General features: G+C 32.0%; 13 protein-coding genes. 10 read left to right on the forward strand and 3 right to left on the reverse strand.

The genetic code is table 11. From position 1 onward, the window contains the following. Positions 1-99 precede the first annotated feature (99 nt). From Q0828_RS11930 to Q0828_RS11940, 3 genes are all read left to right on the forward strand, one after another. Positions 100-483, forward strand: a complete 384-nt coding sequence (locus Q0828_RS11930) for a hypothetical protein (protein ID WP_298420892.1) — start codon at positions 100-102, stop codon at positions 481-483. 28 nt (positions 484-511) lie between these two features. Continuing rightward, the gene (locus tag Q0828_RS11935; RefSeq protein WP_298420894.1) at positions 512-1,300 is read left to right on the forward strand and encodes a tRNA pseudouridine(38-40) synthase TruA; all 789 of its coding nucleotides are present in this window, start codon (positions 512-514) and stop codon (positions 1,298-1,300) included. 97 nt (positions 1,301-1,397) lie between these two features. Further along, a complete protein-coding gene (locus Q0828_RS11940) occupies positions 1,398-3,611 on the forward strand; it encodes a chondroitinase-B domain-containing protein (RefSeq protein ID WP_298420896.1) in 2,214 nt (737 codons plus the stop codon). A 59-nt stretch (positions 3,612-3,670) separates the two neighbouring features. Here the strand turns inward: Q0828_RS11940 and Q0828_RS11945 are convergent, their stop codons facing one another. Further along, positions 3,671-4,990: a DEAD/DEAH box helicase gene (locus Q0828_RS11945; RefSeq protein WP_298420898.1), complete on the reverse strand. Its 1,320-nt coding sequence runs from the start codon at positions 4,988-4,990 to the stop codon at positions 3,671-3,673. Positions 4,991-5,235: 245 nt separating this feature from the next. Here Q0828_RS11945 and Q0828_RS11950 point away from each other — a divergent pair, with 245 nt between their 5' ends. The 5 genes from Q0828_RS11950 (at position 5,236) to Q0828_RS11970 (ending at position 12,147) form a co-directional block, all read left to right on the forward strand. Then, positions 5,236-7,923: an FAD-binding protein gene (locus Q0828_RS11950; RefSeq protein WP_298420900.1), complete on the forward strand. Its 2,688-nt coding sequence runs from the start codon at positions 5,236-5,238 to the stop codon at positions 7,921-7,923. 14 nt (positions 7,924-7,937) lie between these two features. Further along, positions 7,938-9,923, forward strand: a complete 1,986-nt coding sequence (locus Q0828_RS11955) for a LodA/GoxA family CTQ-dependent oxidase (protein WP_298420902.1) — start codon at positions 7,938-7,940, stop codon at positions 9,921-9,923. Further along, on the forward strand, positions 9,910-11,016 hold the full coding sequence (locus tag Q0828_RS11960) for an FAD-dependent monooxygenase (protein ID WP_298420904.1): 1,107 nt from the start codon (positions 9,910-9,912) through the stop codon (positions 11,014-11,016). Before Q0828_RS11955 ends, Q0828_RS11960 begins: the two co-directional genes overlap by 14 nt. Positions 11,017-11,148: 132 nt before the next feature. Continuing rightward, complete coding sequence (locus Q0828_RS11965) at positions 11,149-11,388, forward strand: hypothetical protein (RefSeq protein WP_298420906.1); 240 nt, start codon at positions 11,149-11,151, stop codon at positions 11,386-11,388. Positions 11,389-11,463: 75 nt separating this feature from the next. Beyond that, positions 11,464-12,147 carry a DUF2461 domain-containing protein gene (locus Q0828_RS11970; RefSeq protein WP_298420908.1) on the forward strand — a complete coding sequence of 228 codons (684 nt, stop codon included), beginning with the start codon at positions 11,464-11,466 and terminating at the stop codon, positions 12,145-12,147. On the opposite strand, the gene Q0828_RS11975 is transcribed toward Q0828_RS11970, so the two are convergent. Further along, positions 12,144-12,389: a hypothetical protein gene (locus tag Q0828_RS11975; RefSeq protein ID WP_298420909.1), complete on the reverse strand. Its 246-nt coding sequence runs from the start codon at positions 12,387-12,389 to the stop codon at positions 12,144-12,146. The two genes, Q0828_RS11970 and Q0828_RS11975, sit on opposite strands and share 4 nt — an antisense overlap. A 97-nt stretch (positions 12,390-12,486) precedes the next feature. Further along, complete coding sequence (locus tag Q0828_RS11980; RefSeq protein WP_298420911.1) at positions 12,487-12,906, reverse strand: glyoxalase; 420 nt, start codon at positions 12,904-12,906, stop codon at positions 12,487-12,489. A 161-nt stretch (positions 12,907-13,067) separates the two neighbouring features. Here Q0828_RS11980 and Q0828_RS11985 point away from each other — a divergent pair, with 161 nt between their 5' ends. Beyond that, positions 13,068-13,967, forward strand: a complete 900-nt coding sequence (locus tag Q0828_RS11985; protein WP_298420913.1) for a DUF72 domain-containing protein — start codon at positions 13,068-13,070, stop codon at positions 13,965-13,967. A 197-nt stretch (positions 13,968-14,164) separates the two neighbouring features. After that, positions 14,165-14,554 (forward strand): hotdog domain-containing protein, encoded by a 390-nt coding sequence (locus tag Q0828_RS11990; protein WP_298420914.1) that lies wholly within the window; start codon positions 14,165-14,167, stop codon positions 14,552-14,554. The last annotated feature ends 11 nt before the right edge of the window (positions 14,555-14,565 follow it).

Below are 14,565 nucleotides of genomic sequence, written 5' to 3' on the forward strand. Positions count from 1 at the left end.
TAACCATCACGAAATCAACAATCAAGTGAATAACCAATAGACAAAATTACCCTTTCTGCAAATTTTAGACTATTATTGCATAGTATTCCATACAAAACCATGTTTGAACAATTATTTTACAAGGCAATTCTAAGCTATAAAGCGCGCTCAAAGAAGCAAAAACATACAAAGATAGTATCGTTAGCAACGATGTATATTTCTTTTTTACAATTAAGTATTTTATGTGTGGTAAGTATTGTTTTAGTGAGAGCAACAAATAGTAGCTTTTTTCTATTCTACGAAACCTATACACTTATATTTTATGTAGTTTTAACAGGATTTGTGTTATATATATTCAATTCAATGTATTACAATGGAAAGCGTATGTTACAAATCAAAAATAGAGCAATCAAAGACAAAGTAACGGCTACTGAAATCTGGAAACTTTGGAGTATTCCTGTTGTTATATTTGGCTTAGGACTCATTTTACTCAAAGCCACTTAAATCTAGTCTAAAAACTAATTCATATAGTTTGAGAAGAAAACGTTATTACTATCTCATTACCTTACAATACTTAGGATTTCGATATCATGGTTGGCAAAAACAACCAGATGTAAATACAGTACAACGTATGACAGAACGTACGTTGGCGTATGTATTTGGGCATAAAAATTTTAAGCTCTTAGCATCAGGAAGAACTGATGCAAAAGTTTCGGCTAATGAAATTGCTATCGAATTGTTTTTAGATAATGAAACGCTTAATATTCCTGAGTTTTTACCACTTTTCAATAAAAACTTACCACAAGACATTCGCGCTTTAGCGATTACAGAAACAAATGAAAAGTTTAATATCATTCAACATCCGAAAGTAAAAGAATATATCTATTTATTTGCGTTTGGCAAAAAATATCATCCGTTTGCAGCACCATATATGACAAATGTTTTAGGCGATTTAGATATTGAATTGATGAAAAAAGGAGCAAAACTCTTTGAAGGGAATCATTACCTAAAAACCTATTGCTACAAACCTACAGAACATACCATTTTAGAAGGTGAAATTGAATTGTGTGAAATTGTTGAAAATGATATTCATACGGCAAGTTTCTTTCCTGAACAAAGCTATGTATTACGTGTACAAGGAGCAGGTTTCAAACGTCATCAAATTCGTATGATGATGGGAACATTAATTCTATTAGGAAGACACGAACTCGATTTAGATTTCATCAAGCGTTCACTCTTACCAAATTCTACATTAGAAGTCAATTACATTGCACCAGCTTCAGGTTTAATGTTAAATAAAATGACGTTTAAGGATTTATGAAATAATTAACTGCAAAGACAGGTTTTTTAATTAACATTCTTTTGAGTTCAATCGCATAACTCGTATTTTAAGGTAAACATTAATTAAAACCCTTTTTATGAAAAAAATATACCTATGTATGCTATTGTTTGTGGGATTTCAAGCAATAGTAAAAGCACAATGCCCATATTCTGTAACCTATACAGTGAATACTATAGCAGAATTAAATGTAAAAATTGATTTGATGGAGTTAAACTCTGTTGATACGGAAACAACTATAATTGTTGAAGATGGGATTTATACTTCTTTAACAGGGGAATTAAATCGAAATATAACTGTAAATAATAATGTTAGTGTTGAAAATGCTTGTCCATGCACAATAAAAGCAGAATCTACCCAAGGAGTTTATCTCAAGGGTGATGTTGCATGGAAACTTAATAATTCTAAAAAATTAACGATAGACGGATTTATTTTTCTGCGAAGCATTTATGGTGGAGTTACAGGAATTATTGATTTTGGACCTACTAGTAACATGAATACCATAAAAAATAGTAATTTTTCAGAAACTAGTGCTTCTACAGCTCCGGATGAGGTCAATTTATATATAAGAATGAATGGAGGAATAAACAATACTATTGATAACTCTATTTTTCAAAATAAATATAGCAAAGGTACTTACGTGTCCATAACAAATGGTGCTCTAAATACTACAATTTCAAATTCAACATTTCGTGAAACTGACCCAAGTTTGTTTCCTTCACTTTTAGATGAAATTCCAATATCATACTACGCACAGCACAGAAAAAGATACATATATGCTAAAGACAGTGAGAATCTTCTAATTAATAATTGTATTTTGAAAAATAAATATAGCTATTTAACGTATGTTCATTTGGAAGCTGGACTTAATAATAAAATTATAAATAATATATTTAAAGAAGATGATGATTTACCAAATGATAATGATGAAGAGAATGGAGTCATAAAAAATAGTAAATTAAAGGCATATATAAAATTAGTAAATGACTCACTACCAAACATATCTTCAAATACTTTTTTAAGGAAATTCTCTAGAGGTCATTATATTGATTATTCTCCGGAATCAGGGCATGATAATTTAAGAGGATTAATTGATGATAATTATTTTGGACCAAAATTTCAATTAGAAGCTTCTTCTATGATTAAAATTGGCTCATGCTTACTTAATAATTCAAACGAAATTTCAACAATGAATGTTACTGTTAGTAACAATACTTTTGAAGATTATAATTATAATTTAGATGATTATACGGAAATAATTTCAAATAAATCTTCTGGAAACTCTTATCTAAATAACACGTTTAAAAATTGTTCAGGAAACCTTAAACTTAGATGTGGAAATAATGTAGTTGTAGCTGGGAATAAATTTTATGGTAATAATGATGTTTTTGTATTTGGAGATGAAACTGATTTTAATAAACAAGGAGGAGTTTTTGCTTCAGGGAAAAATCATGAAATCTATAATAATTATTTTGAAGGTCTGAGCGATTATGTGATTCAGTTTCAAGGAGGAAGCCCAACTGACTATACATATGAAAGAGTTGAAAATACTAAGTTTTCGTTTAACACAGCAATAAATTGTAAAATGAACATACATTTTAGAAAAGATAGCACTATAGATGCTACTGAAATGCCAAGAGATTGTAAATTTGAGAACAATATATTTAGTACAGATGGTGAAACATCAACATTTGAATTTTTTACTGCCTTCATCTTTATAGATGGTGACTTTACGCTAGGCACTGGAGATGAAAATGACTTTCTAACAAATAGCTTTTATTCAAATATTTATTATCAAAATGAAGAACATGAATTAATAAATAATTGGCCACAAACAGGAATAAATCCTGTATCAACTACCATAGACCCTAAGTTAGAATACAATACACTTAATAGCATGTTTTTGCTAACAGCAAATTCTTCTGCAATAGATGAAGCAGTTAATCCTTCTTCTTATGTAACTCATGATATTTTTGGAAATAATAGAGATACGGGACTTTATGACATTGGCTGTCATGAATATGATAATGTATCAAGAGTTGCAAACAATATGGTTGATTTGTTTGAAAACACAAATACTAAACTGCAAACTTATCCAAACCCAGTAAATGATGCCATTACATTAATAGGCATTTCAGATGAAAGCTCGTATGTTATTTATAATATAAATGGAGTCAAAGTTCAAGAAGGTGACGTTTCTAATAATCAACAAATTAAAGTTGAAAAACTATCAAGAGGAATGTATTTTTTAACGATTAATAATTCAGAGACAATTAAAGTCATAAAGAATTAATCTATTGTAATTACAAAGCAAAAGGCTCGTATAATCATACGAGCCTTTTTATATTTTATCTAATCACGTCTTCTTCTTCGTGAACGTGAATTTTTAGTATTACTATTTCTAGAATTTGAACTCTGATTACTAGATGAGTTATTTCTTTTCTTTTGGCCTCCGCCAGAAGTACCTTTTTGTGAAGAATTCGATTTCTTCTTTGATGATCGTTGTGGACGCTGTTGTTTTGGTGGAGGCGTATAATTTGGATCAGCTTCAAAACCTTCAATTTCTTCAGAAGGAAGTTTTTCACCTAACAACTTTTCAATACCTTTTACATATTCATACTCTTCTGCTGAAACAAGCGAAATAGCTTCACCACTTGCACCAGCTCTACCTGTACGACCAATACGATGTACATAATCTTCAGGAACATTAGGCAATTCATAATTAATCACATGTGGTAACAATGGAATATCCAAACCACGTGCTGCGATATCTGTAGCTACTAAAATTCGAATCGTTCCTTTCTTAAAACCATCCAAAGCTTTGGTACGTGCATTCTGTGTTTTATTTCCATGAATAGCTGCCGCACTAATATTTTTAGCAATCAATTTCTTTGTCAATCTATTTGCGCCGTGTTTGGTTCGTGTAAATACTAAAACCTGACTCCAATTACCTTCAGAAATTAATTTGATTAATAATTCTGTTTTTTGAGGCTTATCAACTCTATAAACTGTCTGATTTACTTTTTCAGCAGTTGTGTTTTCTGGAGCTGCTTCAACCGAAACGGGATTGTGTAAAATACTCTGAGCTAACTTCTTAATATCTTTTGAAAACGTTGCCGAAAACAACAAATTCTGTCTTCGTTTCGGAACAAGTTCTATCACACGTTTAATATCGCGTAAAAAGCCCATATCTAACATTCTATCTGCTTCATCCAAGACTAGCATTTCTACTTTTGCCAATGACAATGCTTTCTGACTATGCAAATCGAGCAATCTTCCTGGTGTGGCAACTAAAATATCAACACCATTTCGTAAAGTCGCAATTTGTGGTTTTGCATTTACACCACCAAAAATAACGGTAGAACGTATATCTAAAAATGTACTATACTCTTTTACGTTTGTATATACCTGAGCAGCTAATTCACGTGTAGGTGTTAAAACTAAAGCTCTTATAGGTCTTTTGCGTAATGGAGGTTGTTGTGATAACAATTGTAACATTGGTAAAGTAAAACCAGCTGTTTTTCCAGTACCTGTTTGTGCAGATGCTAATACATCTTTGCGTTCTAAAACTAATGGAATTGCTTTTGCTTGAATGGGAGAAGGCGTCGTATAACCTTTTTTACTGATGGCGCGTAATAAAGCATCAGATAAACCTAATGATTTGAATGACATAAAAATTGTTTGTGAAATGACAATCTCTACATAAAACCTCATTTCTGGTTGAACGTGCAAGGTACAACCATTTTTTAGATAAAAACTAGCGATTTGTAAGTTAGTGCTTCATAATCTTTAGAAATAGAAAATGGAGAGTAGATTTGTGAATCAAAGATAAAAATCAAGTACTATCACGTGTTGTTTATCTTACAAAATCCTATTAATTTCCCTAACTGTAATAACCATAATAACCCAAATCTTTTATGAATCACTCTTATAATTTCTCAGGAATAGAGAATAAGACAGATAAGGAGTTAAGTAACAATAACTTCCAAAATTCTAATTTTACACTTCAATGTTGGATACAGACAGAAACAGCTGGTGAAATTCTTTCCAAATATACAACCGAAACTACATTCTCTTTACAAGTAAATGAAAAAGGAAACATTGAGTTTTCTGTAAATACGAAAGAAAATGCACGAACAATTACGGCTACAAATGTTTCTGTAACGGATAATGAATGGTATCATATAACAGCTATAAAAACGGATACATTTTTATATCTGTATATCAATGAATTTAATCTAATAATAGAGAATAGTACTAAGAAGCTTGTAATCACGAATGAGACTGATACGTTTAGGGTTGGAGGAACTTCGAAAGCAAGTTTTTTTACAGGAAATATAAGTCAAGTCGCTATTTGGAATAAAGCTTTGCTTGAAAATGAAGTAACTTTCATTACAAAACAAGAAGATATCTCAGGAATTGAAGGACTTATAAAAACTGTAAGCCTAATAAAAGATGAATTAGACAGTATATCTCCAAATAATTTTGATTTATCAGTCACTATAAAAGTCCGAAATACTTCATTTGAAACACTTCATCTAAGAGATCCAGCTAACTATTCAAATGATGTTCCCAAGACGATTGCTGTAAATGAAGAAGAAGTAATTTTCTTAACAAGCGGCATATTTTCAGTAATCAATCGTGAGTTCATCTATGAAAACAAAAGTGGAAGTACAACAATTGTTATTCATAAAAATTTAAACAAATTCAATACTGTAATAACTGCCTTGTCAGAAAAAGATTTAGTTAATGATTTAGCCATCAAAGAAAACGAGACGTTATTTGCAAAAGCCGAATTAGTCATTGGAGAAAATAATGTAGTGGTAAATATGAGGAATGTTTACAATTTCCTTAATGGATTGCGTGGTCATTTGAATTGTGATCAAATTCAAACACCTGGCGGAAACCTAATAGATCAAATAGAATACAACAAAGCTAGTCAAGTATTCAATCGTAGATTTCAGAAAAAACCGTTTGCAATCATTTTTTGTGAATCTACGGAAGATGTTCAACGTGTATATAAAGATGCAATTGCGAATAACTTACCGATTAGAGTACGATCTGGCGGACACGACCATGAAGCAGAATGTACAGGAACAAATGTTATTTTATTAGACATGACAAGAATCAATCATGTGGAAGTAAGTCATAACAAAAAATATGCACGTATTGGACCTGGAATTCGATTCAAAGACTTAACGCCGCAACTTGCTTTTAATGATGTAATGATTCCTCACGGAACTTGTGCAACTGTTGGAGTTGCAGGATTCACTTTTGGTGGAGGTTGGGGACCGTGGACTCGTAAACATGGAATGAACTGTGAAGGTTTGGTAGGAGCAACAGTTGTACTTGGAAATGGTGATGTAGTAAAATTACAAGCAGAAAATAGCGATAAAAAAGATCTATTATGGGCTTTAAAAGGTGGAGGAGGAATGAGTTACGGAATTGTAACAGAACTACAATTAAAAGTATTTCCATTACCTAAAAAGCTCATCAAATTTGAATTAGAATGGAATCCGTATGAAAAAAATAATCCGTGTGTATTAACTGGTGATAAATGCACAAAAGAAATACTGCAAGCTTGGGAGAATGTAATTATGAATAAAGTTAAAGCTTCATCAACAGATGGTTTTACCAATGATCAATTAATTGGAACTAACTTAAAAATTTCAGGAAAACATTTACAAGGTGATCCGAAATGTTTTAAACCAGCATTAGAAATTCATAACTGTATCATGTATGGTTATTGGGACGGTTCAGAAGAAAGTTTAATTGCCTTTGTAAAAACATCTTATGCAAATGTATTACCTGAAGAGTTACGTATTATTGGAAAAGGCGGACAACGCTTAGATTATGCTGACGATGGTTTAATGAGTGAATGGGATAGAGTTTCGTACAGCGCAATCAGTAGGAGTATTAGATTAGAAGAATTTGATACAATGAAAGCAAATAATGTAACTACAAAAGTACGAGAAGAAACCTATGATAGAATTTACAAAATAGCCACAACTGTAGCAAATAATAGTGAAATGGATATGGTATCAAATCAATTTCAATTGAGTTCGACTAAAAAACCATTACCACCAGATTTAGATGCGCCAGCACCACATAAAATCACATCTCGTTTGGCTGATAAAGATGGTTTAGGAGATATAGGAGCAAATCAACTCATAAGTTCATTAACCTCAAAGTTGATTCTGGATGATAATCGTAAACTTGGTTTATTTACGTATATTACCTTGGGTGCAATTTCGGGAGAATTCTATGATACGATGTCGGAAACAGCAAAGAATAGAAGTGCTTTTCCATATAAAAACAATTCATATACGATTCAATATCAAACATGGTGGAATACCGAGTTGCTTCAAAAAGAGCAAGAACAGAACAATGATGTGTATAATAGAACAAATAGAGCTTTAGATTGGATGCAAGTTTGTCGTGATTACGAAATAGAAAATTCAGGTGGCTCATTTATAAGTTTTAAAGATGCGTCCATTCCAACAAAAACATACTTTGGAGATAACTATGATGATTTAATTCAAGTCAAAAAAAGCTATTCCAAAGATCCATTAAATCATTTTAGAACCAGAAAAACAATTATTTAACCAACCAAAAACCTATGAACATAAAAGACATTAGTAGCGTAGCAATTTATCCTCCAATAGGAATTGCACGTATTGGAAACTCAAAAAAATACTTTTTTGCACCAGATATCCCAGGTGTAGAGTTGACGCCTAAAGGCGGTTATAAAGACAAAAAAGGACGTGTAAAAAAGCAAGTTGCACGTTTTAGAATCTATGCTTTTGACAAAAACGGAAAAGCATTAGGCGAAATAACAGAAACAAAAGAAGCTAGTATTCATTGGCGTTTGCAAGTGGCAAATATAAAATCGGCTTGGTATATGTTTAACAATGCCTTAGATTTACCTGGCGCTGGAATTCCTTCTGAATATAGAAATTCGGATGTGTCCGATAGAGGTCAATTGGCTATTCTACCAAGTCCAGTTTCAATTACTGGAAAAAATACAAAAGGAAAAAAGTATGACTTTGATGATGGTAAATTCTTTGGCAAAAAAGTAAAATTAGGTCATGTAGAAACGGACGAAGATGGACGTTTACTATTTTTCGGCGGTGATGGTGATTCGGCTTCAAAAGATAACGAACCAGCAATTACGTTTGCCAATAATGAAGGTTGGCATGATGATACCTGTGATGGAGTTGTGCGTGCAACAGTTAATATAGACGGAAAAGAATTTCAGGCAGAACCCGCAAATGTAGCAGTAACACCACCAAACTTTGGACCTGGTTTATACGGAGTTGTCACCATGAATGATGTTGTTCAAGATTTATTTATTCGTGAAATGAACTATCCAGATTCAGCTGCAAATGGAGTTGTATTTTATGAACATATTTATCCAATGTTAGCTCGTATGACAGATACACAATGGGTAAACTCAGGATTCTTTATGTTGTTTGGGAAAAATTCTCCTTCAGACTTTTCAAATCCAAATTTCGTAAAACAACTTGCAGATCCTTCTGATAAGAGTAAAACCTTAAGAGAACGTGTTTTTGAATGGTTTAGAGATCCTACTTCTAATGATTATACACCAGAAAAAGTACCACCATTTTATGGAGATGGTTTTGGTGAGTATGAAAAAATTGCCATTGTCGATTTACCAATTACACGTATACAATATGGACGTTTGCAGAAATGGGCAAAAGGAGATTTCACTACTGGAAAACTTCAAAAATATCTTCCTTTTGACGAATTATCGCCAGAAGCACAAATCAATGCGCTAAATCAAGCGCCAATGGAAGAATGTCTTGGTGGACCATTTCACCCTGGAATTGAATTAACTTGGCCAATGCGTGTGAAACAAATGTGGAAAAAACCATATCGTTTGAATGTAGTTGATGAAGGTGATCCAACAGATTTAGATTTCGGACCATTACTATCACCAGCAATTGTATTAGGAAAAGCGAAACTTAAAGATAAAGATGGGCAATATAAAGACGGACCATTGTCAAAAAGCGGTCCAGGAGCATTAACACGTTGGTTAGGAGTTCCTTGGCAAACAGACGAAGCAAGTTGTTTATCAGGTTATGATGTAACAACATACTTGCCATTGCCTTCTTTCTGGGCAGCACGTGTTCCTAATCAAGTATTAAGTGAAGATAGCTATAAACGTAGTATTGAAGCTGGAGAGCTAAACATAGCACAACGTTTAAAACATTTTGACTATCGTCAAGATTGGTTACGTGATTTAGGAACTGTATATCAAAAGAAAATCAATCATATGATTGCGGAATGGCATGAACTTGGAATTATTGCCAAAATTGAAGATAAAGCAGCTAATAACAAAGAAGGTTTCTTGCCAGATACTGTTTGGAAAGAAACAGGTCGTGAATTTGGTGAACACGATGCTACATTTGCACAAGTAATAAGAGCAGAGACCATCACAGACGGATTAGATACAAAAGCGAAGAAAGCCGCTGTAGACACAGTTGGTTTACTTACCAAGAATGTATTGCAATCTGCAAAAGCTGCTTCACATTCCGAAACTAGCAAGCGTAAAAGAAGAAAACTTTCACGTGGAGAACGATAATCATAAATATCAAGTAGTTATAGTTGGTGGCGGTCCTGCAGGAATCGCCACCGCTATTACATTACATGCAAAAGGAATTCGTTGTTGTGTTGTAGAAGCGCATAAAAAACCCTTTAGGAAAGCTGGAGAAGCCATTCCTCCTAATGCAAAACCGTTACTCAAACAATTGGGGATTTTATCTTTGGTAGAGGATGAAAAACATAAAGCTTATTATGGAAACAAAAGTTGTTGGGGAAGTGATCAATTAGAACAAAAAGAATTCATTTCAGATCGTTTAGGTCATGGATTTCTATTAGACCGATTGCACTTTGAAACACAATTACAAACTATATACACATCTACAAACAATAAATTTTACAAAGGTTTCAAGCTAAAAAAAGTAGTGTCGAATGATAATGAAATGCTTGCAACTATTGAAAATGATAAAAAAACAATTAGACTAGAAAGTCAATTTATTGTTGATGCTACAGGTAGAAAGGCGTCTGTTTGTAGACATTTAGGCATTCAAAAAGAAAACTTAGATTCACAATTTGCAATTACGTTTAATACAAAACTTTCCAATGGAATTCCAAATGAAATTATTGTGGAAGCCACTAAAAATGGTTGGTGGTATGTAGCTCCATATGCTGAAAATGAAGTTACGATGATGTTTTTTACACTAAAAGCATTACTTCCTGCCAAGGAAAAGATGACAGCGTTTCTTAAAGATGAATTAGTACAAACAATACATCTTTCGAAACAGATTCAAAACATCACAATTTCAACCTATAAAATAATGCCTGCAGGAACAAGCTGTTTACAAATTCCTTTCGGAGAAAACTGGTTAGCCGTTGGAGATGCTGCATATTCTTTTGATCCAATATCTTCTTATGGAATCACATCTGCGTTGGCTTCAGGCTTTTATGGAGGTCATGCTGTGGCAGATTTTTTAAACGGAAAACAAGAAGTTTTAGATGTATATAGATATGTTGTAGAAAACGCTTTTCAAGCCTACCTACAAAAACTCATTGCACATTACGATTTAGAAAAAAGATGGGAGCACAGCTACTATTGGATAAATCGTTTGGCATTATTCAATTCAGAAATACGTTGAGAAACGACAAATAAGACATTTTTTATACATCAATTTACTACTTAAATCTAATTGTTATTAATTTCATAAAATTGTAAAATAATAGATTAAAATGAGTTGCAACGTTCGTTTTTTCTATATTTGAATGTAGCTATGGGACATATTTTAGGAAGTATAGTATATGCATCAATCGGTTTTGTTTACTTATGGATTCGGTATAGAAACAGTGAAAAAGTAGCTGAAGTAAAACAAGAATATTACGAAGATCGATATGCCGTAGCTGGTATGAAACTATTATTGTCAATAATTGGAATCATATTTATGGTTGCCCTTTTAATTGCTTTATTCGGAATAATTTATATCATACTAACAAGGCCACCTTCGGCACCTTAGTAATTTTTCATAATTACAACTTCTAAGATTTTTTACGTGACATATTTATTTTGTAGTTTAGTAAAAAACTTAACAATGCACGAAACAATCCCTCGCGAAACCTTTTCTTTTTTAAACAGACTTAGTGAAAATAATAATAGAGAATGGTTTACTGAAAATAAAAAAGAATTCAAAGAGATTGAAAAAGAAGTAAAACAATTTTACAATCAGTTATCAGAAGAATTAAATAAACATGACAAAATTGATAAAGTAAAAGTTTTTCGTATTTATCGTGATGTTCGTTTTTCAAAAGATAAAACACCTTACAAAACCCACTTTGGAGGTAGTTTTCATAGAGTAAAACCTGAACTTCGAGGAGGTTACTATCTTCAGATAGCGCCAAATAATGAATCGTTTATTGCTACAGGTTTTTGGGAACCTAAAAAGGAAGATTTGTTGCGAATTCGTAAAGAATTTGAAATGGATGATACGGAAATTCGAAAAATTATTTCTAAAAAATCATTCAAAGAAGTTTGGGGAGGATTTGAAGGAGATGAGGTGAAAACTGCTCCAAAAGGTTTCAGTAAAGAACATCCTGCAATTGATTTAATTAAAAAGAAGCAATTTATTTTTACTCAAAAGTTGACCGACAAACAAGTAACGTCACCTGATTTTATGAAAGAAATAGGAAAATCATTTAAAGCAATTCGCCCATTTTTTGATTATATGAGCGAAGTGCTAACTACCGATTTAAACGGTGTTTCTTTGATAGAGGATTAAAAATCGTTACACATATTATCACAAAGAGTGAAACAACTATCTCTTACGGTAGCAATATCACATTTTTGTCCATCATGATCTTTTGATGTATGTATAATATCATCACATTGAAAATAGGAATATACAGTTGTACAAATAACTCCTAAGGTTGGGATAGATGCAATGCCACCACTAAGTCGTGAGTCTAAGTTAGAAATGGTTTGTTTCTTTAACTTTAGATCATTTAAATTTCTTTTTTTCATGGTTATAAAAGTTTAAATTACTCCTAAATATATGAAAAAAAACTTACAAATAAAATGTATATCATTAATAATGAATTAGTTATGTGGTGTTGTTGTGCTATATAACTGCGCTAAACATTACATCTTTTTCAAAAAGTAATACGTGATCTTTCAGGCGTTCAGTAACAATATTCATCATACGCTTATTTAAAGAAGATGAATTTTCGATATATAGATGATATTCCTCTAAAGTAAATTGACCTATAATCATTCCTTTTAAAGAGTTTCGGAATTTCATGTCTTTTTGAATTGCATTTTCTATATATAATAAACGTTTTTCCATAGATAATCCATGAAAAACATTTTTATGTTTCTTGATGTAATTTCTAAAAGCAGCAATTAATAAAGGACTTTGAAGCTTAATTACTGGGCGTAAAGTTACATTTTGAAAGCGTTCATCATTAGACATATTAGCCGAAATTGACTTTGGGGAAATCTGTGGTCTTGCTTTAACCAAATCGTTTTCTCGATCGTTCATGACAATAAGTTTTATTAAAATTAAAAATAATAATGTTGATAATGAACAGGTTATGAACAACTTGTTAACCTAGTTATCAACATAATGAAAAAGTAGATTCATATCATATATAACGTAGGAAATCCGTATTTTTATACTTGAAAAAGTTCAAAAGCTAACAAATGAAATTTGGAAAAGTACTCAATCCAGAAATTATAGATTTTACCTTACCTGAAAACCATCCAGAAACGGAAGTTGTATTACAATCCTATAAAAATGATGTAAAACCTTCAATTTATGTAGGTTGTGCAAAATGGAATAAACAAGATTTAAAAGGCTTTTATCCGCGTGGCACTAAAGATGAATTGAAATACTATGCTTCTCAGTTCAATTCTATAGAATTAAATGCTACATTTTACCGTTTGTTTCCTGCTGAACAATTTGAAAAATGGAGAGATAAAACACCTGATAATTTTAAGTTTTTTCCAAAAATAACACAGGAAATTAGCCATTGGAAACGTTTGAAAGCAACGGAAGCTTTGGTTGACTTGTACATTTATAATGCCACACATTTAAAAGATAAACTCGGAACTATCTTTTTGCAAATGCATTCTAATTTTTCTCCAAAAGATTTTGAAAGCGTAGTGCAATTTGCTGAATTTTGGCCAAAAGAAATCCCGTTGGCAATGGAATTTAGACATACTGATTGGTACAATGATGAAAAAGTTGCCAATGAATTATATCATGTATTACAAGAAAATAATATCGCAAATGTATTGGTAGATACAGCTGGAAGACGTGATATTATGCACATGCGAATGACTAACAATGAAGCGTTTATTCGTTATGTTGGCGCCAATCATGAAAGTGATTATACACGTTTAGATAATTGGGTTGATCGTTTAGAAGAATGGACAAACTTTGGATTGCAAAATATTCACTTTTTCATTCATCAAAACTTAGAAGTCGAATCGCCATTACTTTCAGCATATTTTATCAAAAAACTAAACAAACGTTTTCAATTAAACCTAACAGTTCCTAAAACGATTACAAAACCTGAAAAACCACAAACGTTGTTTTAAACGACATTCTTACAATTTGAATAGTAAAAGATTCAATTATTTTCAAAAAGGATATTTAGAAATTCCTTGGTTTACCATAGAAGAACGTAACAGAAACTAGATTTAAGTATAAATTATCTAAAGACCAATATTGATAAACTCTATCCAAAACACTACAATAGGAGCGAAGCATATTGTACTTTTACAAAAAATAACATATGAGATTTCACACACGTAAATGGGTTAAACCCGAAGACTTAAATCCTAATGGAACTTTATTTGGAGGACGATTACTTGCTTGGATTGATGAAGAAGCAGCGTTGTATGCTATTATTCAGCTTGAAAACCCTAAAGTTGTCACTAAATATATGTCTGAAATCGACTTCAGAAGCTCGGCTAAAAAGGGAGACATTGTCGAAATTGGAATAGAAGTCACAAAATTTGGACGTTCGTCACTCTCTTTAAAATGTGAAGTACGTAACAAAATGACACGTGAAACTATTTTAACTGTTGATAATATTGTAATGGTAAATCTTGATGCAGACGGAAACGCATTACCACACGGAAAAAAAGAAGTCGAATTCGTAAAAGATCGTTTGGATTCTTAATTACAAATTAT

Origin of the sequence: uncultured Kordia sp. (genome assembly GCF_947496985.1) — a bacterium.
Taxonomy (GTDB): Bacteria; Bacteroidota; Bacteroidia; order Flavobacteriales; family Flavobacteriaceae; genus Kordia.